Raw genomic sequence first — 25792 nt, forward strand, 5'->3', positions numbered from 1 at the left:
GGTCATTACAAGATGATCAACTAGTGGTTTAAAAATTATCTAGCATTATTTTGACACTCCCCAGACGGAAAAATCCTGGCTGCGATGCCTTTGGTGGGCTTTACCTACGCAATTTTTTAATTCACCATTATGATCGCCTTGAATTCCACAGTGCTTAAAATCCCATTGCTTCAGCTACTGCACCCAATTTTGCTGCAATACCCTGTTTAAATTGACTGTGATTGTGTTTAATGGCTGTATCTGGGTCTTTTAGACCATTACCTGTGAGAACACAAACCACTGTCGCCCCTGTAGGAATTTGGTCTTTTACCTGCAACAACCCGGCTACAGAAGCGGCGCTAGCAGGTTCGCAGAAAATACCTTCTGATGCTGCCAAAAGCCGATAAGCATCGAGAATTTCTGTATCGCTAACGGCGTGGAAATTTCCCTGACTTGCGGTTTGGGCTGCAACAGCTAATTCCCAACTAGCAGGGTTGCCAATCCGAATTGCTGTCGCTAAGGTTTCGGGATTTGCTACTGGTTGACCGGTCACTAAGGGGGCTGCACCTGCGGCTTGGAATCCCATCATTCGGGGTAAGCGATCGCATTTTCCATGTTGATGATATTGACAAAAGCCCATCCAATATGCTGTTATATTACCCGCATTGCCCACGGGAATGCACAGCCAGTCTGGCGCATCACCCAGCGCATCAACAATTTCAAATGCTGCTGTTTTCTGGCCTTCTAGGCGGTAGGGATTGACGGAATTCACCAAAGTTACCGGGTAGCTTTCGGACATTTCGCGGACAATTTCTAGGGCTTGGTCAAAATTCCCTTTAATTGCCAATACCTCTGCACCGTACAGTAAAGCTTGAGCTAATTTGCCCAGAGCCACATAACCGTCGGGAATCAGCACAAAGGCATTCATGCCCCCACGCCTTGCATAAGCGGCGGCTGAGGCTGAGGTGTTACCCGTGCTGGCACAAATTACTGCTTTTGCACCTGCTTCCTTGGCCTTGGATATTGCCATAGTCATCCCCCGGTCTTTGAAGCTGCCGGTGGGATTAAGACCGTCATATTTTACAAAAACCCGCACTTGTCTGCCAATGCGTTCTGCGATAGCTGGCGCTGATATTAAAGGTGTGTTACCTTCCAACAGAGTGACAATCGGAGTTTTTTCGCTGACAGACAAGTATTCGCTATAGGCTTCTATCAGCCCGGGCCAGGGTTGGCGATGAGATTTAGCAACAGACAGGCTCAAAGTCACGGTATTTAAAATTTATTAATGTAAAGGATTGGATATTTAGAAAGGGTGGTATGGGGAAGGGCAGAATCGGGAAGAGGAAAAAAGTGAATTTTTCTTTAATAGTTCCCAGTTCAAAGTCCCCTAATTCCAAAATAATCTTATGTAAGAATATTATTTTTTGTGGTCAGGCGTTTGATTTTTGGCATTTTTATTTTTTATTTTAGAATGTCAGTTTATCATAACTGCCACGGATTACTAAGTAACATCGAGTGGACGGAAGCTTTGTATACCTGGGGCAATGTTTTTTCAGGAACACAGCCATTATGATCGCCGTCTGTTATGATTGAACCTGAAATCCATTAGACTAATTGATTGAAAATACACAATATTTTAATAAAGCTTAAAAAAGCAATATTATAATATTTCTAATGGTGTGAGTTAAGTTTTGGATTTAATTAGCGATGCCTACTTGTTTATCTAGTGTTTCCGATCGCCAGTCCCAGGCTAACTGGGTCAGTAAGTTAACCAAGTCTTATTATCAAGACGATCAGCAAGCTAAATTTATGCATTTACAAGCAGAGGTAGACTCTCTGTTGCAGCAGTTGGAAAACCTGAAGCACCAACGTCTAGCCGAAACCGACCAAAAAGAATAAGCTAGTTTTTTGAGATAGCGATCGCTTTTCCCCTCTCTAATCTAAATTTAAGTGAGGGGCGTACTATTCAAACCGATGATTTTTCTGTGACCAGCGCCTCAAACTGTAGTTATGAGGATTTTCGACTAATAAAGCTAAGGATTGCACCCCTGAAAGCCTGGCGATCGCAGATAGTCTTTGTAAGTTATTTCTTGTAAAATCAGTGTAAATAACTTCATTGCTATCAGACAAAATTATAGTCCGGTCACGGCGTTGCTCTATGTTTTCCCCCTGAATTTCAGGTGTAGGCTGATTCAAGGATGCTATTGCGCCTGCTGAAATAGTCAGTATTATTTCTGGTTGACCATTATTTGTTAAATCAATCACTTGAACTGGCCAATCACCCAATTTTCCCTGCATCTGCTCAAAGCTAGGAATAGCACCACCCGGAACTTCATCAGATTTCTGTAAAGATTGCCACACACTCGATAACATTACCTTCACCCCTTGGGGATTTTGTTGATGCAGTTGTTGTAGAGTAATGGGAGATGGTTGTACCCATTCCAATGCTGCATTTGTCAACGCTAAAGGTTTGGGTTGGAGAACATCGTTTTGATTCTCTGGGATTTTGGGGCCAGCAGCTAATAAGCGCAAAACTTTACCCTGTAGTTGCACCCCTTTGATAGCGGTTATAGTAATTTTTTGTTCTCCATTTGGCAACCAGACCACAATTTGAATTTCCGGGTCAGAACTGATTCCCAAAGTTTTCCAGAAAAATTTGGCGGCGTCAGTTTTGGGTAAGTTTAAATTCTCAAAGGGGGAACTGAGCCAACGTTTCCCGTCATTAAATGCACTCACCTCCACCTGATACCAAACTTGGTTATCTGTGAGTTTCAAGTCTGCTGAGGAATTTAGTTGCAGCCATTGAGTGCTAGTAACTTGAGTGATTGGTTGGACTGTACCAATAATTTGACTAGGGTGAGTAAAGGATATTTGCGACTTTGCACCCTGATTATTCAGTCTTGCTAACAAATCTTGAATATAGGCAAGATTATCTTTTGTAATTTTTGGTTGCGCCTTCAACCAAGAATTAGCATGTTCTTCTCCCTGCTGAACTGCTAAAATCAAAGCAAACCAAGCTTGCACCTCTCGTCTATTTGGGTTCACCCGCAACGCTGCCACCGTGCGATTCCACAACCGTTTTTCATCAGCTTTGAGTAAGGTAGCAATTTCTTGGGCATTATTTGGCGACGATTCAAACACCTGTAAAGCTTTCTCCCAACGACCATCAATTAAATCTGCTAGCACTTCTTGACTAGGACTTGACCAATTTTTCTGGGCTTGGGTTTTAGTAAATTGCGAATGCAAGCGAATCAAATCCATTTGGGCTTGCGCCGCCTCTGGCAAAACTCCTTTGTGTTGTTTCTTGATGAATTTCAACCATTCAAAGGCTGGTGTCCATAGTCCACTACGGGCAATTGACATGGCATTTTGGTATGCATAATCCTTGAAGGCTGGTAATTTGAGGGTAATCGTCTCCAATTGAATTGGTTTGAGGAATAACTTCAGAGGCTTGACTTGGTAAACCTGTAAGTGCGGTTCTAAACCTATAGTTTGATCAATAACTAACTCTTTGGTACTATCACCAGTTATCTGCTGCCATTTGGGCAGTTGTCCGTTGGGACTAGTCCAAGACAACATTTGTAGTAAGTTTGTGCGTTCTGGATTGTAGTATATGATGTGACCGTAGGCGATCGCACCAGTTCCTTGTTGACGTTGACCCCGCAAATTAAACCAAACACCTGATGATGGTGTCCCATCTTCAAAGCGTTGCACTTCAGTTAAAGGTAGAGGAATGCTGATATCCTGGAGTTGTGATGTCCCATCAGGTAAAGGAGAAATTACAAAGGATTCATCTGGTCCAGTTACAGATAATTGAGTCGCTAGATAGTAGTAATTTTCTAAGTTAGATTTAAACTCTAACTCTTGTGAGCGTTCATAAACCCTGAGTTCTACAAGTTCTTTACAATCAGATTGACAATTAGCACGCTGTTGAAAAACTGGCAATAAAAACGACTCTTCTACATTTTGATGTAAAGGCAGAGTTTCCCCAAATATTTGATTTTTTTTACTTAAATCAAGTTGAATTTGTTTGAGAGTTTGGGGGCGTTCGTGCTTACCAAGGGGGATTTGTGCCCATACAGGTAAAATTTTATTTAGCCAGCTTACCTGATCTGGATTGAAGATGAAGAGAACACTAATCCAGGCAAAAGCCATAATTAGACTAGCACTACTTAAGAGAATTGCGCAGCTTGCCGCCGTAGGCATTGCTACCATTGACGACAACCAACTTCCCCGTTTTAGCTTTTTCTGGGGTTTTTTAACGACGCGTTTCACCATACCTGCATGAGGTTTATTTTGTTTAGAGGTTTTTGGTGTCGGCTTGCGTGAGCGATTTGGCATAGATTAAGAACTAGGGACTGCGGATTAAAGATTAAGGATTGAGAAAACTCTTTCCCAGTCCCCAATACCCTGTTATACTCGTCCTTTCAGAAGTTGCCCAGAAAGACTAAGTCTAATTTGGAACAAAATACGTAAATTTTCCCATGTGATTGTTAGATGATTGCGAATACACTTTTCACTTAAGTATGTGAGCAGAGTTTAAACAAGTTGAAAGGTATACTTATTAGTCGCAGTCATAGCAAAACCTGGATGCTCGCATGGTTATTAATTGCGGGAGTAAATGGAGTTGCACAAAAAGCACTAGCACAAGAGTACACAGACACACGAACTACTCAGGCGCAGGAGAGTATAGATTTAAATTCTTCTTCTCTCTCCCCAGTAAATCCGATGGCACAAGTTACATCGGTTTCTCAACTCAAGGATGTACAACCCAATGATTGGGCATTCCAAGCATTACAGTCTTTGGTAGAACGCTATGGTTGTATAGCTGGTTATCCAGATAGCAGCTATCGCGGTAATCGCGCCTTAACTCGGTATGAATTCGCCGCCGGTGTGAATGCTTGTTTAGATAGAGTCAACGAATTAATCACTACAGCCACCAGCGATTTAGTCACCCGCGAAGATTTAGCAATATTACAAAAATTGCAGTCAGAATTTGCCCCTGAATTAGCAACTTTGCAAGGTCGTGTCGATAGTTTAGAAGCCAAAACCGCCGAAATCGAAGCCAACCAATTCTCAACAACAACCAAACTCAGTGGATTACTAATAGTTGGCATTCAAGGACGGACTAGCAATCGTGGTGATGTGAATCCTAGAGATGGACAAAAAGATACAAATGATGCGGGGACAAACACTAATGTCATATCCCTGGCGCAACTATATTTAACTAGTCAAATCACTCCCCGTAGTTATTTATTTACAGGTCTTTTAGATGGTAAAGGAAAAACTACACCTAGATTTACCAATAGTGTTTCCCGGAATGATGTTTTACTTGGCTACGAATTTCCTACAGATAGCTTAATTATAAGTGATCTCAATTTTCATTGGCTGGTAACAGATAAATTAGCAGTAATGGTGGGAACAGAAGGCGTAAGTATGCCAACTGCTTTCCGAGGCCCCAATCGGGTAGAAAGTGCTGCAACAGGTCCATTATCTTATTTTGCCCAAAGAAACCCAATTTTAAATATGGGATATGGTCACGGTGGTATAGCTATTGATTGGCAATTTGCTAAACGCGCTAGTTTACAGGCAATTTATACTAGTTATCAACCAGGAAATCCGGGTAAAGGTAGCGGTTTATTTGATGGCAACACAACAACAGGGGTGCAATTGCTGCTGACACCAACCGATACTCTAGATTTAAGTTTGTATTACGTTAACAATTACTCTTCGGATGGTTGTTTACTAACCTTTGTTGGTGATGAATGCTTAACTACAGTTAATACCACTACCGGAAAATCAGCACCGTTGCAAACTAACGCTGTAGGTGCGACTGTAACTTGGCAAATTTCTCCCCACATTAGCGCAGGTGCATGGGGTGGTTATACTAAATCTTACATTCCTGGGCAATCGGGAAATGTAGAGACGACAAATTATATGGTGTTTCTGAATTTCCCTGATTTATTTGCTAAAGGAAATTTGGGAGGAATTTATGTCGGTCAACCTCCTAAAATCACCAGTAGCAACTTACCTGTAGGGAATAATGTTCCTGATTTTATCAATACTGGTTTAGGACGTGCAGATGGACAACCAGGGACGACCACTCAAATTGAGGCATTTTATCGTTTTCAGCTAACAGATAACATCAGCATCACACCAGGAATAATTCATATCATAGAGCCTGGACATACACCAGATAGTGACTCAGTTACCGTCGGCATTCTACGGAGTACTTTTACTTTTTAATTGTCCTTATACATAAATATTATTGAACTTAAATTAGACGCAACAGCCATCTTCCCATAGGATGTATGCAAATATCCTGAAATCTAATATAAAATTACCCTAGTATACCAGAATATTAAATAAAAGCGTTGGTGATTAGATGTATGAATCTTGGTGTAAAGACGTTGAAATACAATGTCTCTATAAACGATTATGCAAATTAGATGTTTTTTAGCTTAATAAACAACAAAAAGGACGGGGGGTTAGCCCATCCTCTGTCTCTCAAAGGTATGTGTAGTCAGGCTTCTACTTTATTTAGTATTCTCTGTATTAACCACCGGCAACAGCAGGAACAATACTTACTTCATCACCATCTTTCAGTGTTGTGTTTATACCATCTAAATAGCGGATATCTTCGCTATCGACGTAAAAATTTACAAATCGACGTAGCTTTCCTTCTTCATCGCACAACCGCGATTTAATTCCAGGAAAACTTTGTTCTAAAGAGTCTAATAATTCAGCAATAGTGCTACCGCTAGATTCGAGAGCCGCTTGATTATTAGTCAAATTTTGAAGAGTAGTAGGAACTAAAACTGTTACAGCCATAAAAGTACAAAGTGAGGAGTTAGGAGTGAGGAGTTAGGAATAAAGTTAAGAGTTATGGATAAAAACTCATAACTTATAACTCTTAACTAAACGAGGACTTGTTGCCATTCCAAGCGATCCAGAGTACGCGACCGCTCTAGCGCACGTTCAAAACTATCGAGTTTAGCATCAATAGTCAAGGGTTCGCCAACATAGCCTTGGATTGCTTCTTGAGTTTTCAGACCATTGCCAGTGATGTAAATCACGGTGGTTTCATCTGGATCAATTTTGCCAGCTTCTACCAGTTTTTTCAGCACGGCTACAGTTGTACCGCCAGCTGTTTCTGTGAAGATGCCTTCGGTTTCTGCCAGCAGCTTGATGGCATCAATAATTTCTGCATCATTGACTGATTCAATGTTACCACCAGTCTTCTGAGCTAACTCCAGAGCATAAATGCCATCTGCTGGATTACCGATCGCTAACGATTTAGCAATTGTATTCGGTTTTACTGGCTTAATAAAGTCGCGTCCTTCTTTAAAGGCTTGGGCGATAGGTGAACAACCTTCGGCTTGAGCGCCACTGAAACGGACTTTCTTGTTTTCTACCAAACCAACTTCAACAAATTCTTGGAACCCTTTATAAATTTTTGTAAATAGTGAACCAGAAGCCAAGGGAGCAACAACATGATCGGGTAGCTCCCAGCCGAGTTGTTCTGCAACTTCAAAACCTAGCGTCTTAGAACCTTCAGAGTAATAAGGACGCAGATTAATGTTGACAAAACCCCAGCCATGTGTATTAGCAACTTCTGAACAAAGACGATTGACTTGATCGTAGTTGCCTTTAACTGCCATCAAGGTGGGACTGTAGATCAGGCTACCGATAATTTTACCGGCTTCTAAATCTGCGGGGATGAACACACAGCAGTCTAAACCGGCATGAGCTGCGATCGCAGCTGTAGAATTTGCCAAGTTACCAGTGCTAGCGCAAGAAACAGTAGTGAAACCCAACTCTCGCGCCCTCGATAGAGCAACTGAAACTACCCGATCCTTAAAGCTAAGGGTGGGCATATTAACGGCATCATTTTTTATATAAAGCTTATTTAGACCCAGGCGACGGGCAAGGCGGTGAGAACGAACCAAGGGAGTCATACCCGTTCCCACATCTATAACATTGTCAGTTGCAACAGGCAAAAAGGGACGATAGCGCCAAATTGAATTGGGCCCGGCTTGAATTGTTTCACGGGTGACACTCAGGCGGAGGGCGCTGTAGTCATACATGACTTCTAAAGGGCCAAAACATAACTCACAAACATTGCTGGCTTTGAGTTCATATTTCGCACCACACTCCTTACACTTCAAGGCTTGAAAGTAGGCAGTGCTGGTTTGGGTTTGGATTTGGGTTTTGATTGCCTGAGTCATAAACTAGCTTTCCCTGTTTCTCTGTCTGCTGTCGCCTGATACTAACACGAGCAAAAATACCAGTCAAACATACCCGACTAAAAATGTCGGGTATTACTAGTATTGAAAAAAGGGGTTTCTGTAAACATTTTATATGCGTAAATGTATGATTAAGTATTTATGCTTATATTATTATGGTGACAAAATCAGATAATAGCTTTAGGTACTCAGTCTTAACACTGAACATTGATATGATTAAATTGCATTTTATCTATGATGAATTTGCATTTAGTGAAATTACTACCCAATTTTGAGTGATTTATATCACTTAAAATAACCTTCTATTTTTTATTTCAATGACTCTAACAGTTAGTAAACATAGATGACAGCAAAGATTCAAAAGCATCTCTATATATAAGTTTTAGTCTTTTTAGCGTCTGATTAAACCCCTAAAATTGCTATGTGTGTTGCCAAAATGAAATTGATTTTTCAGCTTTGATGCACTAATTCATCGCTAAAGAAGTTACTTATTTCTACGGAAGTTTTTTTTTGCGGCAAAAGTTACATTGCTACTTACATCGACGATTCAGCAAAACACAGTAGTTAAGTTACCCATATTTGCGATCGCTAGCTTTGATAATCAACGGTAAGCGTAAAACAAGTAGGCAATAACTTTTCTGCCTATTGCCTCAATCTAGTTTTTCAGGAGTAGCCAATAAGTTAACTCCTCAAATAGACATCTCCGAAACATTAACGTTTTGGCTCGTCTAATCGGTAATTCTTTAAGGAATTGCCGAACTTTATCCTGTCTCAAAACCCAAGATAAAAGTTCAGCAAATAAACAAACTATTTCTATGGTAAACCGAAAGAAATCTGTCAACAAGCAACACCAGCCTTACCAATCTTTAATAGCAACAGCATTATTAACTGGTAGCCTTTTCCAATTTGTTGCACCTGTATTAGCTGAAGGTACTACAGCAGGCACATCTATAAGTAACACAGCGACAGCGACCTACGAAGATCCCAACGCGCCAGGGAGTCCCATCAATTCCACATCTAACGCCGTCACCGTGACTGTAGCAGAGGTGGCTGGTATTACTGTTACAGGTTCTGGGATTACAGGTACTGCTAACCCTGGTAATACACTAGTTTACACTTACACCGTAACCAACGTCGGTAACGACTCCACCAAATTCCAGATTCCTAACTTAGCGACAACAACAGGGCCAGCCACGGTTTCGGGTAAATTAACTCCTAGTAGTCCATCTGGTAACTTGCAATACAGCATTGATGGTGGTAAAAACTGGACAGACATTCCTGCTGGTGGACTAACTACAGGTGCGATCGCAGTTAATGGTACTGTGTTGGTGCGTGTACCAATTACCGTGCAAGCTGGCGCTCAAACAGGCGATATTATCACTGTCCAATTAGGACAAACTCCTGGTGATGCTCAAAACCAACCCCGGAGTGCTAATGGTGGCGACGTTTACACTGTAAAGATATCAGCAGGCGGACCAGTTAATGGTGTCAGAGAAGCCAGTGCTACCCAGCAGATTAAAGTAGGAAATACTGCTAATACAAGGGCGTTAGCAACTATCCTCAAAACTAAGACAGCCTATGATAATGCTGGCACTTCTAGTTCCCTGAGTGATGACCTGCTAACTTATGGTTTGAGCTTGCGGGTTGAAGCTAACGATGTAACTGCTAGTGGTGTTACTCCCGCAGCTTTGGCTGGTACAGATATTAATGTTGATGGTACAACAACCTCCCACATTTTAGTTTCTGATGCTATTCCAGCAAATACAGTGCTTAATGGCATTCCAATTGCTCCGACAGGTTGGAAAGTAGTTTATACCACTACTCCTACTACTACAAATGCTGAAGCGGCTACATGGACAACTACGCAACCAGCCTTAAATTTAATCAAGCGGGTTGGTTTCATTAACGATCCTAGCGTTGTCACTTCAGTTGCTACTGGGACAACTGTTAGCGGTTTTAGCATCCAAGTTAAGGCTAGTGGTATTGCTGCAAATACTACCTCAGCAACCATTAACAACATCGCTCAAGTGGCTGGTACAACTGCTGGAGACCCAACCACCAAAATTTATGACAACTCAGGAGACCAAAACCCAGATAACTTTGACTCTACCAATAAGACCTTTCCTACTACACCAAATCCTGGTACTACTAGTACGACGACTGACACACAGAATAATAACACTGGTACCAATAGTACTACTGGGGCTGTAAACACAACGACCCTCACAGTCCCCAGTCCCACCTCTGTGTTGAATGGGCCAAATGGAGCGCCTGATGCTGTTGGGCCCAACAGCAACAATGATGACTTCACTAATAAATCAACACTAATTCCACCCAATATTGCTCCTGGCTCAACAGTTGATCCGGCTGCGGTATCCTTTACTAACACAGTTCAGAATACTGGTACATCTGCTGCCAATATTTCTCTCCTACCTACACCACCTACAACAGCAGGTGATTTACCTACGAATACAGTGGTGACGGTATCCTACCAAGGTTTATCAGCTGCTTATAAGTACAATGGCACAAGCTTTGTCTTCGTACCAGGAAGTGGTGTGGGTACAGTCGGGGGTAACCCAATTAGTGCCACTAATCCAGTGCGAATTGATGCAGTTGCAGCCAATGGTGGTAAAGCTGACTATGGTGTAAGCATTGACCTGCCTGCTGGTACACCACTTTCAACTGATACTACTGCTCAAGGTGCAGCTGTCACAACTATTATAGAACGCGGCTTCCCCACACCGATTACGGCTTTTATTGATACAAACAATAATGGCTTACCTGATGACGCAGCTACTAACACCAGCATTGACCGTGTATACACTGGCTTCTTGCAATTGCTGAAACAGTCACGAGTTTTACAAGGAACTGGTCCAGCACTGCCAACAGGTAGTACTGATGGCACATTTAGTGTTACACCGAAAAAACCCGCCCCAGGCAACATTATTGAGTATCAGATTACCTACAAAAATATTTCTACTCCTCAAGTGGGAACCGGGAATGTAATTCTGAATGCTGACAAGATTGTGATTACTGAAGATGGTACTCAAAGCCCCAACAACTGGGCGCTAGACAACGATACCAGTGGTCAAATTGATACCAGCAATATCGTTGGATCAGCTAAAGATTCTGGGGCTTCAACTATCCAGTTCTTCACTGGTAGTCCAGCTAATAACCCTGGCGTCGATCAAACTGGAACTACGGTAAGCAGTGATGTCACAAAGTATGTAAATACTGCTACTGGACAGATTGCACCTGGTGTTCTAAGAACATTTACCTTCCAACGCAAGGTTAACTAAATAGCTTAATTTCACCCCTCTTTGCAAATAAAGAGGAGTGTGATCGCGCATCTGTGTTTGTAGTTGGCGATTTAAGGCTAAAGCGCTAACTATAAACTGATTATTCCCCAGCGAAAACAGGGAAAGATAAATCAACAATCGACATTGTGAAAGTTTTTTTGAGGTTATTTATTATGAAGCGTCTTTCTTTTGCAGGTTTAGGAGCGTTCGCCTTTGGCGTTGGCGGAGCCATTGCACTCATTGCTACCGTTCCATTTGTCAGTCAAGTGCCGGGAATAGCTTCTCTATGGCATTCTACAAGCGCCATCGCTCAAAATGTCAAACCTCAAGGGCAGTTACAGTTGCGCTTAGAGGCAGAAAAGCAAGTAGTGGCACAGGATCAACAAGGTAAGCAAAGTAAGAAATGGGAACCTTTGAAAGGTCAAGCAGTGGTGCGACCAGGAGATGTACTTCGCTATACCTTAAGCGGTGAGAATACAAGCGATCGCCCAGTGAAAAATTTGGTTCTCAATCAACCTATTCCCAAAGGAATGGTATACGTACTGAAATCTGTATCTGCCGCTAATAATACTAAAGTTATTTACAGCATTGATGGCGGGCGCAGCTTTGTCGAAAATCCTACTGTTAAAGTTACTCTTCCTAACGGCAAAGTGGAAACAAAACCAGCACCAGCGAATGTTTACACCCACATCCGTTTGCAAGTTCCGTTAGTTGCAGCAAAGACAACAGTCAAGGCGACTTATCAAACCCAAGTGCGCTGATTGAAATTAGGTTTGTCCTTTGTCCTTGGTCATTTGTCCTTTGTAATTAATAAATGACCAAGAACAAATTTTATGCAATATTTCACTAATCAAATTGGATTACTGTAGCAGTGAAATTGCGGTAAAAATCTGGTGAAAAAGAATGCATAGACATAGCAATCCTACGTCTATACAAGGGTTATGGATAAAGCATATTTAAATTCTGCTGATGTCTAGTAAGTACCATTTAATAATTTAGATTTTCTTAAAGAAAGCAGTGTTTTTATTACTAACAAGTTTGGCATTTCAGAGGAGATATATCCAGTGAGCCGTCCTCAAAACCGAAACCAAATTACTTCTAGCAGTAGCTGGTATCAAAGGTTAACGGCTACTGTTCTTCTGGCAACTGTTTTGCATACTAGTATACCTATACCAGCGATCGCGCAACAGAATAAGAATCTGGTTGCGTCAGTGCCATTAACAAATCAAGCTACTTATACTTATACGGATTCTGCTAGTAATTATAAATATCAAGGAAGTTCTAGTCAGCTGAATGTTAGTCCTAACCCATTAGTTGACCCATTAGGGCGGATTTTAGGTTGCGCTGGCGAACTTTTAGCTGACTATACAGGTTTTTCAGTGAGCGTATACGAACCTAATCCCAGCGATCCAACGGGGACAGAATTGGGAAACTTAGTGCCTCTAACTCGAACAGAGTTACCTGATATTCCTAATAACAACGTTTCCGGCGGTAAATCACCAAATATCGAGAATAGTAATCCGTATTTTATTACGAATAACCCTGCGGGTGTCTACAATTTTCTCCTCGATCCCAATAAGGGTCAAACTAATCCAGGTAGAAGCTACATTTTTGTAGTCAATCCACCAGTAAATTCTATCTTTAAACAACGACGCATCAAGATTGAAATAATTGCTAGCACTGGCACTGAAGGTAACAATATCGTGCGCTATGTCGCTACTTCTTTAGATGGTCAGCCAATTAGTCTTCTAGGTGAAACAAGAGTCGAAGATACGGTTGTTTTAGTTAACAATGCTGAAAACCAAGCACTGAAGTTATTTGCCTTTGATTTCACCACAAATATGTGTCAACCCAATCAGGTGCAGATTATCAAAACAGGCGATCGCGCTACTGCTGAACCTGGAGATACAGCGATCTACCGCCTCTCAGTAAAAAATCTCGCTGATGCTGGTTTGAATAATTTAGTTGTCACCGACAACTTACCTTTAGGATTTCAGTTCTTGCCTAAATCTGTGCGGGGAGAGTTGGATGGTCAAGCGATCGCTATCACCTCAGAACGCAATGGAAACACGGTGACATTCCGCACAGATGTAACAATTCCTACAGATAAAGTCTTGAATATTGCTTACGCGGCTCAATTAACAGCCGATGCTTTGCGCGGTACTGGTCGTAATAGTGCGATCGCTAATGCTCGACGAGCTGACAACGGTTTTAGCACTAAGGATGGTCCAGCAACCCACCAGTTAAAAATTCGTCCAGGAATCGTTTCTGATTGTGGCACAATTATCGGTCGCGTGTTTGTTGATAAAAACTTTGACGGTGAACAACAGCGTGGTGAGCCTGGAGTTCCCAATGCGGTGATTTTTCTGGAGGATGGAAACCGCATCACAACAGATCCGAATGGTTTGTTTTCATTAGCCAATGCCTTACCAGGAAATCATACGGGTGTACTAGACCTCAGCAGTCTTCCTGGTTATACTCTGGCTCCCAATAACAAATTCCGTGAACGTAATAGCCAATCTCGTCTAGTACGTTTAGAGCCTGGTGGCTTGGTACGCATGAATTTCGCAGTTACCCCCGCCTTTCAGGAGCCAGTCAAGAAATGAAACCTAGACTGCACTATATAAATAGATTTAACTTGAGGTTGATGGGGGCGATGCCGATAGTAGCTCTCAGCCTTATTTTGTACCCTGCAATAGTCAAAGCAGAACCCGTCAATGAAAATCTCTTTTTCTCTGATTCCCCTTCGCAAGCAGATAAGGGGGTTGAAGAAGAGGCAAGGGAGCAGGGAGCAGGGAGCAGAGGAGAGGCTTTGAATTCTCTTCCTTCTCTACAAGGGAAAGACGCTAGGGGATTAGGTTCCGCTTTGGTTTTTCCAGATGACCTGAAAAGTTCCGAGCAGCAGCTTCCACCTCACAAATTTCCTTCCACTTCTTCAGCATCAACTACTGATACTTTAATTTCAGATGTTCAGCCAAGTGAAATGGAAATACAACCATTTCAACCAGCAAGTTCCGTAGGTTTACCCAGAGGCTTACGGAAAATAGCCGGAATCGAGGACAAGAATGATAGAGGTAAAGATACTGAAATACAGTTGCAAGCTTCTCCAAGGCAAATACAACCATTTCAACCAGCTAGTACCGTAGGTTTACCTAGAGGTTTAAGCAAAATAGCAGGAGTAGAGAAGGGGCAAGGGGTGAATGAAAATCTTCCCGTGTCCCCCACTCCCGCCATTTCCACAGCAATCAAAATTCTGACTCCGACGGCTGACAGCGTTGTAGATGTACCAGCTACCACAGTGGCTGTGCAATTTCCTGTTGGTAGTCAGGTGGAATTGCGGGTGAATGGCGTATTAGTAGATTCTTCTTTGGTAGGACGGACAGAAAGTGATGCCACCACTAACTTAATAACGCAGACATGGTATGGTGTCTCGTTAAAAGAAGGTAAAAATATCATCTCTGCACAAGTAGTAGGAGGGACAGAACCCCCTGTAACGGTGCAAGTCGCAGTCCGGGGAGCGCCACAGCAACTAACTTTAGAAACTGTTGAGTCTCGTATCCCGGCAGATGGACGTTCCACAGCGACAATTCGGGGTCAACTGATCGATGCAAATGGCAATCGCTCTAATCGTGATGCTGTTATCACTTTGATACCTACTGCTGGGGAGTTTGTCGGGAAAGACTTTAAACCCGATGAACCAGGATTTCAAGTGGAGGCGAAAGCAGGGCAATTTACAACTACGTTGCGATCGCAACTCAAAGCCGAAACTGTCCGAATTCGGGCGATCACTAATAATTTAGAAGCCTTTACTCAACTACAATTTGAAACGGCGCTGCGTCCGAGTTTGGTGACAGGGGTAGTAGATTTACGTTTGGGCGCTAGAGGTACAAATTATTACGGCAGTTTCCGTGATTTCCTCCCTCCTGACAAAGACAATGGAACGCAATTAGATTTCCACTCAGCGATATTTGCCACTGGTGCGATCGGGGAATGGTTATTTACAGGTGCATATAACAGTTCTCGTAGTCTCAATGAAGATTGCGACTGCAATAATCGCCTATTTAGAACTTACCAATTCAGTGAGCAAAATTATCCTGTCTATGGCGATAGCTCGAAAGTTGATGTCGTCGCTCCTTCCATTGACAGCGTATATCTGCGTTTGGAGCGTTCAACTGGTATCCCTGGATCTTCCCCTGATTATGCCATGTGGGGTGACTACAACACAGAAGAATTTGCGCGGCGATCGCAGCAATTTACTTCTATCACCCGTCAACTCCACGGTTTTAAAGCTAGCTACAACTTAGGGAACCTACAAATTACAGGTTTGTATGGCAACCATTTAGAAGGGTTTCAACGGGATACTATCGCTCCTGATGGCACTAGTGGTTATTACTTCCTCTCTCGCAGACTTTTACAACAAGGTAGCGAAAATGTCTTTATCGAGTTAGAAGAACTCAATCGTCCTGGAACTGTACTAGAACGCAAACAGCTTAACCGAGGCCCAGACTACGAAATTGACTATGATCGCGGTACTTTATTATTCCGCGAACCCATCCTCCGCACTGATATCGATCAAGTCGGACAAGTATTGGTACGCCGGATTGTTGTTAGCTATCAATACGATAGCCAAAACTCTGATAGCAATATCTATGCTGGTCGTTTGCAATATAATCTTTCCCGTAAGCTGAACTTTGAAAGCTGGATTGGAGCAACTTATGTTCAAGAAAATCAGGGAGTGCGTGACTTTCAACTCTACGGTGCAGATGCGCTGATTTCTTTGGGTAATCAGGGTAACTTAATCGCAGAATATGCCCATTCCAATAATGATTCTGATGTTGTGGGAAAGGTTAGCGGTGAAGCATACCGGCTGGAAGCTGAGGGACAGATTACTAACGGAATTCAAGGTCGTGCTTATTATCGCTTTGCTGATACAGGTTTTGCCAATAATGCCACTATCAGCTTTGTCCCTGGACAAAGCCGTTATGGAGCGCAGGTTACAGCTAAACTGGCCTCAACCACTAACGTCAGAGTGCAATATGACCACGAAGACAATTTTGGGATTGCTCCCCAACCCCTAGATACTTTTGAAGAACTATTTGCACCGCGTTCTGAAGCGATACCTGGAAGCAAAGTTGATAATTCGCTGACGACGATTTCCGCCGGTATTCAACAACGTCTGGGTAAATCTACTATTGATGTGGATTGGATTCATCGTCATCGGGAAGACCGCATCCCCGATAGTGCCCTAAGTAGTACTTCTGATCAACTGCGATCGCGTTTTTCTGTTCCCATTGCGAAGAATCTGACTTTTCAGGCGCAAAATGAACTAAGTTTATCTTCTCAAAAAGATACTGTTTACCCAGACCGTACCATTTTCGGGTTAAATTGGGCAGCAATTCCTGGTGTGAATATCAGTCTGGCCCAACAGTTTTACACTAGCGGTCAATATTCGGGTAATTCCATCACCAGTTTGAGTGTCAACGGTGAACACAAACTCGGATCGGATACTACTTTGACCGGTCGTTACTCAATTTTGGGTGGTGCGAATGAAATGACTACTCAAGGAGCGATCGGTCTAAATAATCGTTGGACTATTGCTTCGGGATTGCGGCTGAATGTTGCTTACGAACACGTATTTGGCAACTTCTTCGGACGGACTGGAGCAGGCCAACAATATGCCCAACCTTTCGCTTTTGGTCAATCAGCATCTGCGATCGGCTTTGATGGTGGTGACAGCTACAGTGTTGGGCTGGAATACTCTGATAATCCACAGTTTCAAGCCAGTGCCCGTTATGAACATCGTTCTTCTTCTAGTGGTAGCAATACAGTAATTAGCGCAGGCGTTACAGGTAAAATTTCTCCTGCTCTGACAGCTTTGGTACGTTATCAACAAGCTGGTTCTTCCAATCAAAAGCTTTCAGGATTGGGAGATACGGCTAACCTGAAGCTGGGTTTAGCTTACCGCGACCCCAATAGCGATAAATTTAATGCTTTATTGCGTTATGAATATCGTCAAAATCCATCAACTATCCCTGACACCATCCTGTTAGGAAGTGGTACAGGTTCCCAAGACCATACCTTTGCTTTAGAAGCTATTTACGCTCCTAACTGGGAATGGGAATTCTATGGTAAGTATGCCTTGCGTAACAGTACTTCTTACATAGCCAGTGATTTAGCTGGTACTAGCACAGTAAATCTGGCGCAATTCCGGGCTACTTATCGTTTGGGATATAGCTGGGATTTGGTGGGTGAGGCTCGTGTAATTAGTCAGTCTAGCTACAGCGAAACAGGGTTTGTTGTAGAAACTGGCTACTACCTCACGCCTAACCTGCGCGTTTCGGCTGGATATGTGTTTGGTAAAGTTGACGATCGGGATTTTTCTGGCACACGTTCCGTAGGCGGCGCATATTTGGGTATAAGTGTCAAACTCAACGAATTATTTGACGGTTTTGGACAACAAAAGATTCCGCCACGCCAGCCACAGGAATCTGCAATCAAAACTTTAGTGAGTAAACTCAAGGCTGCAACAACGGCGATACAAAAGCGTGAAATATAAAACGGTTATTTGTAGAGCAATCATGTCCACGGAATTGTAGTTATTGATAAACCCCTATCCAAAATTAAAATGTAGAGACGTTGCATTGCAACGTCTCTACAAATCGTCAATTTGTAGCCAGGTTTCTTAAATTTAAAATGAAATATTTCTTTAACTTTTAAAAGCGATCGCTACAGTAAATCTGAATAAAGATGGTAGATTATCGATGATTTTGGGCAAGCTAAAGACTGGAGCTTTATTTGAGGTGAATCAGCCCTTATTGATGATTACGCTTAAGGCGATCGGCATTTTGTAAATGTTATTTTATGGTGATTTACTAATGAAGAATTTATGGCAAAATTTTCATATTTTTGGCTGGGGGCTGCTTGGTGCGACATTAGTACTTCAACCTACATCAGCGCAAGCTCAATATATCCAGCGATCGTTCTTAAATCCCAGCTTTGAGTCACCTGTTTTTGGTTCTGCTGGTCAAAAATGTTATGTTCAAGTGTCGCCAGGTATTGTCCCTGGTTGGGAAACTACTCATGGCTCAGTAAAGGCGGGAACAGGTAGCTGTAGTGGTTATACATCTCCAGGAACAGTACCTTTGATTGAGATTTGGACAACAGGATTTAGTAGTGTTAATACAGCAACAACACCAACTAGTGCAGGAAATCAATTTGCTGAGTTAAATGCTGAACAAAATTCTGAGTTGTATCAGAATATATGCTTACTTAAAGATGAGACGATCACATTCTCTCTTTTACACCGAGGGCGGGGAGGAAATGGAACTACTCCTGATGTTGCAAATTTTTTGATTGGGCTAAATACTGATTCAACATCAACTGTTTTTGGCACATTTTCAACAACTAACAATGGAACAGTTACGGTACAACCCGTAGCACAGAATGGTGCAACTATTCCTAATGTCAGTAATAATAATGCAGGAAATGGCTGGGTACGATATACTGGCACAGTGCCTTACACTGGTGCTTCTGGCAATCGACCTGTAGGATTTGCGGCCGTTTCTACAGCAAGTGGGAACAATACTGTAGGCAACTTCCTTGATGAAGTCCAATTTGCTGGTAAACCTGTGGTCGAGTTTACAGCAAGTTCGGGTGGTGCAGCAGAATCGGAAACTACCCCTACAACTAACCCCCCCAAACTCAGAATTGTTGGTTTAGTGCCAACTGGAGGGATCTTTGTTCCAATTTCTGTTTCTGGTACAGCAGTCAGAGGTACAGACTACGATACAACATCACACACATCCACTTTTAATATCACTATCCCTGCGGGTAACTACGATGGTAGTGATGGTACTAGTGTCTTTACCATTCCCTTTACTGTAATTAATAACAATATTCCTCAAGGTGTGAGGACAATCGTATTTACCATACAATCTTCAACTAGTTTTTTCGCCAGTTCTACAACAACTTGTGGTAGTTCCCCAATGATTGCTTCCAGCTACACCATATATGATGATGATTTCCTTAGCGGTAAGGTTTGGAATGATGCTGACAATAGCGCTAACGGGACTTTTACTAATATTAATACTGGCTCAGAAATCGGCACTAATGCAGGTGGGTTGTTAAATGCTATTCTTGTAGACTCTAACAATAAAGTATTAAAAACAACAACTGTTGCAGCAGATGGTACTTACACTTTTTTCGATGTTCCCCTGAATCAAAGCAACGTTAAAATTCTCTTAAGTACAACAGCTGGCACAGTAGGTAATACTGCCCCGACAGCATCGCTCCCTCCTAACTGGGTCAATACTAGCCCACTAACAACAGCTGCTTTTAATACTGGCACAAACATCTCTAGTAAAGATTTTGGGATTGAGCAACTTCCGGATACGACCAACTTAAATCCAGCGTCTCAAACCAATCCGGGCGGAACGGCAACGGTTCAAGTGCCAACCTTAGCGGGGACTGACCCCGAAGATGGCGCATTGGGCAGTGGTAATAAATTCAAAATTGTCACCTTACCGACCAATGGGACGCTGACTTACAATAACGTAGCCGTGACTGCGGGGCAGGTGATTAATAGCTATAACCCAACGTTATTAAAGCTTGACCCTCAAGATGGAGCGATTACCGTTAGTTTTACCTATGCAGCGATTGATGCTGCAAGCAAAGAAGATCCGACTCCTGCCACAGTGACGATGCCCTTTGTCACTCCTGCCAATGTTTTATTAGTCAAACGGATTACGGCGATTAATGGCGATCGCACCAAAAACCCTAATGACAACACACCGCTAAATGCCTTCGTTGACGATACTACCTCGACTCGTAAAGCCGACGATAACAGCCCCAATTGGAAATCTAATTATCTGTTAGGGGCAATTGATGCTGGCAAAGTTAAGCCAGGGGACGAAATTGAATATACAATCTATTTCCTGAATGCGGGTACTAGTAATGCCAATACTGTCAGAGTGTGCGATCGCATTAGTGCTAACCAAAATTTTAAAGTCGGTGCTTATGGTACTAGCAAAGATGTGCAATTGCAGCTAGGAACGAGTACAGTACTAGATTTAACTAGTGCTAATGACGCAGCCGATCGCACTCAATTGATTAGCGCTGGTGGTACTGTTCCGGCTAATTGTTATCTCAAGGCAGCTAATGATAACGGCACTTTAGTTATTGATATTACTGGTAATACTGGAGTACCAAATTTAACTACTATGCCAGGGTCAACAGGGCAGGGTTCACCTAATGATTCCTATGGTTTCTTCCGCTTTGTGACGAAGGTGAAGCCCTAATTTTAACTAACCTTGACGTTGTAGAGACACAATATATACTGTCTCTACAATCACGGAAATATATTTAAATTCTTCCAGTATTAAAAAACCAAAACTATTTATGTTAAAACATCAATTCATCCAGAAAAAGAAAGACCGAAAGGGTAAATCCTATTTTTACGTAATTATACTCCCATATTTATTTATTAGTTATAATTTACTACAGTTATTACCAATATTGGCTGCTAGTCCGACACCTGGTACTGTAATTGATAACCAAGTAACTGGTAGTTTTATTGATTTTACGGATAATACTGAAAAACAAGTTGAATCAAATATAGTTAAAGTAACTGTGGCAGAAGTTGCAGGGATTACAATTACACCAGCGAATACACCGGGTGCGACAAATGGTAGTACTGTCAACTTTGACTTTACAGTAACCAACGTCGGTAATGACCCGACACAGTTCTTTATTCCCGATGCACCTTCGGCCATTAGCGGCGGTACAGCTGGCACACTGAAAATTGTTGCTTATGACCCGGATGGTAGTGGGCCAGCAGCAGCAGTAGACCTTACGTCCAATAATGTTACAGTTCCTAATGGTGGTGGTAATACGGGGACATTGTTAGGTGCGATCGCCTCTGCTAATAATGGTTCGATTCCCGCAGGCGGTTCGATTGTTGTACGGGTTCCAGTGACAGTGACGGCAGCTGGTGGACAAACTGTAAGTGTGACACTAGGTAATACTAGTGGACAACCCAGCAATAGTAACACTCCATATATTCTGGGTGCAAATGGAACTGGCAGCAAGGATTTATATACTGTTGATAACGCTGATAACATTTCCGGTGAATCAGCAGGCGCACCAATTAATGGAGATGCAACAAATCACCGCCAGGAAGCCAGTGCAACCCAGACCGCGACGGTTTCTAACACTTTCGGTATTTCCGGGACGCTTTACCGGGATGATAATCGCAATAGTACGAATAATGGTGAGCCTGGGATTGGGAATGTGCGTGTAATTCTCTACCAAGATACCGACAACAATGGTGAACTTGCTACTAGTGAAATCATCCAGCAAGTAACAACTCTTGCTGACGGTAGTTATCAATTTACTAACGTCGCTAGTGGAACTTACAAAATTAAAGTAGATATTGCTGATACACATGTGCCTGTAGGCTACACGCTCGGTACTCCTGATAATTTGCCAGTTACGGTTAGCACTACCAATATCACCGGACAAGATTTTGGCTTTTATCCTGCTTCTAGCTGTGAGTGGGAAGCTCAAATTTACAGTGGTCATTTCCCTATTTCAGGCGCAGCTACAAACGATAGTGGAGCTGTTGGTCTCTATGGTATAGGTGGATTACCAACGCTCCGTGGCACTGCAAAATTTGGAGCGGCAAGTTCTGCATTTACTTTTAACGATCAATCTATAAGTGTAACTGACCATCCCTTGAAAACAATTATTAACGGCAGCTTTCCTTCTTCAGGTTATGTTCCGATTAACGGAGACTACACTTCACCAGGAAATGGTAGCGATCAACCCAACTGGGCAATAGTGTTTAAGCGGCAAGCACTCGCCAAAGGCAGAGTTATCTTGGGGCAAGCAGGAGCTTACATTGATGATTCAATGGAAGTTTATATTAATGGAGTGCGGGTCGGTAATCCTGTTCTAACTTATACTACCAGCCTACCAGCAAGCAGCGTATCAACAGTTTCCGTCAATGCTGGTGATATTATTGAGATTCGCCTATCGAACTACGGCTATGTTGGTGGCTTTAAGGTGACTACTGATTTTGTCTCTGACTTCGGCGATGCACCAAGCAGTTATGGTGAAGCTGCACACGCAATCAGTTGTAATAATCCCACCCTTGGCGCGACTGTAACTGGAGAATACAGTTCGTATTACAGTGCTAATGCGGATGGCGATAGTGGCGATGATGGTGTGACTTTACCTTCAGGACTAACTATAGGAAAATCTGTATCAATTACCGTTAACGCTTCGACAGCAGGATATCTCAATTCTTGGATTGATTTTAATAAAAATGGGGTCTTTGATAGTGGCGAACAGCTCAATTTGACCAACGTTACTAAAGGTATACCTGCAACAGTTAATAATGTTCCGCTCAATGCTGGAAACAATACTTTAACGTTTACCGTACCCAGCAATGCAACCCTTGGTAGTAGCTTTGCTCGTTTCCGGTTTACGACTACTACAGTTACAACACCCAGTCCAACGGGTTCAGGGGAAGCTGGAGAGGTGGAAGATTACCCAGTCACGTTAACAGGCCAACCTAAGCTAATTTTAGTTAAACGGATTACCCGCATTAATAGCCAGGACTTAACTAATATTGTGGATGGTCGTAGCGACGTTTCTACTAACGCTGCTAACTACGTAGCATCTCCTCGTGATACTGATGATGATAGCAGTAACGCATGGCCTAGTGGTTACTTGCGCGGAATGATTAACGCTGGCACAGTCAAGCCAGGAGATGAGTTAGAATACACCATTTATTTCCTTTCTAATGGTCAGGGTAATGTTACTAGTGTGCAAATTTGTGACTTAGTACCTACCAATACTACTTTTATTGCCACTGCTTTTAATGGTATGACTCCTAATGATGGCGGCTTACCAGGAGCAGATCAAGGTATTGCTCTTGGGCTTGGTTCTAGCACCCCTACAGCTTATCTTACCAATGCCCAAGATGGCGATCGCGGACATTTTTATACAGCTAACGAATCAGGCATACCATCATCTTGTGGCAGTAACACTAATGGGGCTGTAGTGGTGAATATCACGCGGAGTCCAGATTTGTCAAATCTACCTCCAGCAAATGGATCTGGGACTCCAGTTAATTCTTATGGCTTTGTTCGCTTCCGCGTTAGAGTGAAATAAGGTTAGAGGAAGGGGGAAAGAGGAGGTCTGTGAAGGAAAACAGATCAAGCGATGCCTACGGCGGGCTTCGCCTACGCAGACACCATTCGAGAGTACGATTACAACGAAAGATGGCACGCAAATATATTACAAAGACTGGGGTACAGGACAACCCGTAGTCTTCAGTCATGGTTGGCCACTCAATGCTGATGCTTGGGATGAACAACTGGTTTTGGTAGCATCAAACGGATATCGCGGCATCGCCGATGATCGTCGCGGACATGGGCGGTCAAGCCAACCTTGGAACGGCAATGACATGGATACCTACGCGGACGACCTTGCAACGCTCATTGAAACACTGGATCTTAAAGATGTAGTCCTAGTAGGTCACTCGACCGGCGGCGGCGAAGTCACCCGTTATATCGGTTGCCACGGCACTCTTCGCATTGCAAAAGCCGTTCTAGTGGGTGCAGTGCCACTTCTGATGCTGAAAACCGAAGCTAATCCTGGCGGATTGCCGATTGAGTTTCTAGCAGATGTTCCACTATTCCTGCGGCGAAATCTGGGCGACAACTCCGAGCCTAGTGATCGCAACATTAGGCGTAGCTCATCCACTGCTAAAGGGAGCAACAGGTGCGCTAAACTGTTAAGCATTTAGCAAGCACATTGAAGCTGCACAAGGGCAGTTCTTGCTGGGAGCAACGGAGAGGGTTTGCAGCTTTTTTTAACAATGAAAATAGTACAACTTGTAGGCGCAACAGCTTAATTAAGGAGACTTCAATTAAAGTTTACCTTGAGTAATGACTTTCCCATTATCAACAAAATAGCTCACCTCAAGATTCTTATTACTAAAAGTTTTAGAACCATCGTTCTCAGAAATAATCATGTAGTTTTCTGACAAAAGAAGAATTCTTATCAATCAACATTACTAATTTTTCCACGACTAGCAAAACAAGAATCATAACTACTATTTGTAGAATAGTCCCTAGTGTATAAACTAAAACTGCTCTGATATCTAGTTATGGTGTAGTAGCTATTGATGTATTTGGAAGCTGCTATTGATTGAGAGTTTTTACTTTCATAACTGTATTGACAAACTGTTCAAGTATTTCAGTATTATTAGATTCATTGAGAATTAATAGATTGCGTGTAGTTTCTAATTAGTAGTAATTAGCCATTATATGATAATCTAATAGTTAAAAATATTTTTTAGGTTTTTTTAGCCTTAAAGCTTATAAGTTCCAAATCTAATGTACAGTCTTTTGTAAATGGTGTTGAGGAAAAAACGTGGAATTTAAAAAGTTATTGTATATTTTTACTCTAGTAAAGATTGCTACGTTTGCTCTGAGTATACCTGTATTTGCTCAAATCGCACAGACTCCCTCCAATTCTTCACAGTCGATTTGTCGTGCAACTAAAGTAAATACTCCAATTTTCAAAGAACCTTCAACATCATCCAACTCCATCAGAATATTGCCAGCACAAACAAATATTTCTTTAGCATATATACCAGCTAGTGGAGATAGATTTGTCAGAATTAAATTTCCAATTTCAGGATTTATTCAAACTGCTGTGCTGAAATTTTGTCCGACCAATAACAACGCTCAAAACCTATGGAGTCAACCTACTATTGGCAGCGTATGTCGGCAAATTGTACAACCTGTAACTCTACGTCGCCAACCAAGTGCAAAAGCAGCTTTTATTACGACACTTAATCCCAACACAATCGTGTTTGTGAATTTGGTTACAGGTAATAGAGTTAAGTCATACAAATCTGAAAATTTCATTTGGGTAGAAATCGACCTTTCAAGAAGTTTCCCTGGAGAGTTATCTGGTAATGGTTGGATAACCAATACTGACTTAGTAAATACCCCCGGATTAAGCAGTCTGGCTTATTGTAGCTAGTGGGATTTAAACAAAAAACAATAATAGCCCTTGGAGGTAGAAATCTCCAGGAAACTTGGTGTTTCATTCCAGACGACCAGTTCAGGTCGCGCACATCCTCACAGTAATCTAAAAAAACGTGAGTTCGACAGAACTAAAAAATAGCAGGAGGCAGTGCAGGTAAATCTTTTGGGTAGATGTCAATAGATGGTTTTTTAGGCAAATAGGTAT

The 25792-nt window shown here is 42.3% G+C and carries 14 protein-coding genes; 10 read left to right on the top strand and 4 right to left on the bottom strand.

Annotation, left to right across the window (positions count from 1 at the left end; all coding sequences use genetic code 11):
* Nucleotides 1-154: 154 nt before the first annotated feature.
* Nucleotides 155-1246 carry a threonine synthase gene (gene thrC, locus V7L20_RS25840; RefSeq protein WP_334746816.1) on the bottom strand — a complete coding sequence of 364 codons (1092 nt, stop codon included), beginning with the start codon at nucleotides 1244-1246 and terminating at the stop codon, nucleotides 155-157.
* 440 nt (nucleotides 1247-1686) lie between these two features.
* Here thrC (V7L20_RS25840) and V7L20_RS25845 point away from each other — a divergent pair, with 440 nt between their 5' ends.
* Nucleotides 1687-1878, top strand: a complete 192-nt coding sequence (locus V7L20_RS25845) for a hypothetical protein (protein WP_334746817.1) — start codon at nucleotides 1687-1689, stop codon at nucleotides 1876-1878.
* Between the two features lie 63 nt (nucleotides 1879-1941).
* Here V7L20_RS25845 and V7L20_RS25850 read toward each other — a convergent pair whose 3' ends face one another.
* The gene (locus tag V7L20_RS25850) at nucleotides 1942-4320 is read right to left on the bottom strand and encodes a hypothetical protein (RefSeq protein WP_334746818.1); all 2379 of its coding nucleotides are present in this window, start codon (nucleotides 4318-4320) and stop codon (nucleotides 1942-1944) included.
* A 249-nt stretch (nucleotides 4321-4569) separates the two neighbouring features.
* On the opposite strand from V7L20_RS25850, the gene V7L20_RS25855 reads away from it, so the two are divergent.
* Entirely contained in the window at nucleotides 4570-6225 is a 1656-nt protein-coding gene (locus V7L20_RS25855) for an iron uptake porin (protein WP_334746819.1), read from the top strand.
* 309 nt (nucleotides 6226-6534) lie between these two features.
* Here the strand turns inward: V7L20_RS25855 and V7L20_RS25860 are convergent, their stop codons facing one another.
* The gene (locus V7L20_RS25860) at nucleotides 6535-6810 is read right to left on the bottom strand and encodes a ubiquitin-like small modifier protein 1 (protein ID WP_334746820.1); all 276 of its coding nucleotides are present in this window, start codon (nucleotides 6808-6810) and stop codon (nucleotides 6535-6537) included.
* Between the two features lie 86 nt (nucleotides 6811-6896).
* Nucleotides 6897-8207, bottom strand: coding sequence for a threonine synthase (thrC, locus tag V7L20_RS25865; protein WP_334746821.1), 1311 nt, complete (start codon nucleotides 8205-8207; stop codon nucleotides 6897-6899).
* A gap of 833 nt (nucleotides 8208-9040) precedes the next feature.
* Between thrC (V7L20_RS25865) and V7L20_RS25870 the strand changes: the two genes are divergently transcribed.
* The 8 genes from V7L20_RS25870 (at nucleotide 9041) to V7L20_RS25905 (ending at nucleotide 25582) form a co-directional block, all read left to right on the top strand.
* Nucleotides 9041-11524, top strand: coding sequence for a beta strand repeat-containing protein (locus V7L20_RS25870; protein ID WP_334746822.1), 2484 nt, complete (start codon nucleotides 9041-9043; stop codon nucleotides 11522-11524).
* A gap of 173 nt (nucleotides 11525-11697) precedes the next feature.
* Entirely contained in the window at nucleotides 11698-12285 is a 588-nt protein-coding gene (locus V7L20_RS25875) for a hypothetical protein (protein WP_334746823.1), read from the top strand.
* Between the two features lie 303 nt (nucleotides 12286-12588).
* On the top strand, nucleotides 12589-14130 hold the full coding sequence (locus V7L20_RS25880) for a hypothetical protein (RefSeq protein ID WP_334746824.1): 1542 nt from the start codon (nucleotides 12589-12591) through the stop codon (nucleotides 14128-14130).
* The gene (locus tag V7L20_RS25885; RefSeq protein WP_334746825.1) at nucleotides 14127-18080 is read left to right on the top strand and encodes a TonB-dependent receptor; all 3954 of its coding nucleotides are present in this window, start codon (nucleotides 14127-14129) and stop codon (nucleotides 18078-18080) included. The genes V7L20_RS25880 and V7L20_RS25885 overlap by 4 nt, the downstream gene beginning before the upstream one ends.
* Nucleotides 18081-18399: 319 nt before the next feature.
* A complete protein-coding gene (locus V7L20_RS25890) occupies nucleotides 18400-20820 on the top strand; it encodes a hypothetical protein (RefSeq protein WP_334746826.1) in 2421 nt (806 codons plus the stop codon).
* A gap of 100 nt (nucleotides 20821-20920) precedes the next feature.
* Nucleotides 20921-23698, top strand: a complete 2778-nt coding sequence (locus V7L20_RS25895; protein ID WP_334746827.1) for a GEVED domain-containing protein — start codon at nucleotides 20921-20923, stop codon at nucleotides 23696-23698.
* A gap of 43 nt (nucleotides 23699-23741) precedes the next feature.
* Nucleotides 23742-24335 carry an alpha/beta fold hydrolase gene (locus V7L20_RS25900; protein WP_442943634.1) on the top strand — a complete coding sequence of 198 codons (594 nt, stop codon included), beginning with the start codon at nucleotides 23742-23744 and terminating at the stop codon, nucleotides 24333-24335.
* A gap of 629 nt (nucleotides 24336-24964) precedes the next feature.
* On the top strand, nucleotides 24965-25582 hold the full coding sequence (locus tag V7L20_RS25905; RefSeq protein ID WP_334746828.1) for a hypothetical protein: 618 nt from the start codon (nucleotides 24965-24967) through the stop codon (nucleotides 25580-25582).
* The last annotated feature ends 210 nt before the right edge of the window (nucleotides 25583-25792 follow it).

This window comes from Nostoc sp., assembly GCF_036916735.1.
GTDB lineage: Bacteria > Cyanobacteriota > Cyanobacteriia > Cyanobacteriales > Nostocaceae > Nostoc.

Excerpts from the sequence above, each read along its gene's own strand:
- V7L20_RS25845 (WP_334746817.1), top strand. The coding sequence starts at position 1,687 with ATGCCTACTTGTTTATCTAGTGTTTCCGATCGCCAGTCCCAGGCTAAC.
- V7L20_RS25850 (WP_334746818.1), bottom strand. The coding sequence starts at position 4,320 with ATGCCAAATCGCTCACGCAAGCCGACACCAAAAACCTCTAAACAAAAT.
- V7L20_RS25855 (WP_334746819.1), top strand. The coding sequence starts at position 4,570 with ATGCTCGCATGGTTATTAATTGCGGGAGTAAATGGAGTTGCACAAAAA.
- V7L20_RS25860 (WP_334746820.1), bottom strand. The coding sequence starts at position 6,810 with ATGGCTGTAACAGTTTTAGTTCCTACTACTCTTCAAAATTTGACTAAT.
- thrC (WP_334746821.1), bottom strand. The coding sequence starts at position 8,207 with ATGACTCAGGCAATCAAAACCCAAATCCAAACCCAAACCAGCACTGCC.
- V7L20_RS25870 (WP_334746822.1), top strand. The coding sequence starts at position 9,041 with ATGGTAAACCGAAAGAAATCTGTCAACAAGCAACACCAGCCTTACCAA.
- V7L20_RS25875 (WP_334746823.1), top strand. The coding sequence starts at position 11,698 with ATGAAGCGTCTTTCTTTTGCAGGTTTAGGAGCGTTCGCCTTTGGCGTT.
- V7L20_RS25885 (WP_334746825.1), top strand. The coding sequence starts at position 14,127 with ATGAAACCTAGACTGCACTATATAAATAGATTTAACTTGAGGTTGATG.
- V7L20_RS25890 (WP_334746826.1), top strand. The coding sequence starts at position 18,400 with ATGAAGAATTTATGGCAAAATTTTCATATTTTTGGCTGGGGGCTGCTT.
- V7L20_RS25895 (WP_334746827.1), top strand. The coding sequence starts at position 20,921 with ATGTTAAAACATCAATTCATCCAGAAAAAGAAAGACCGAAAGGGTAAA.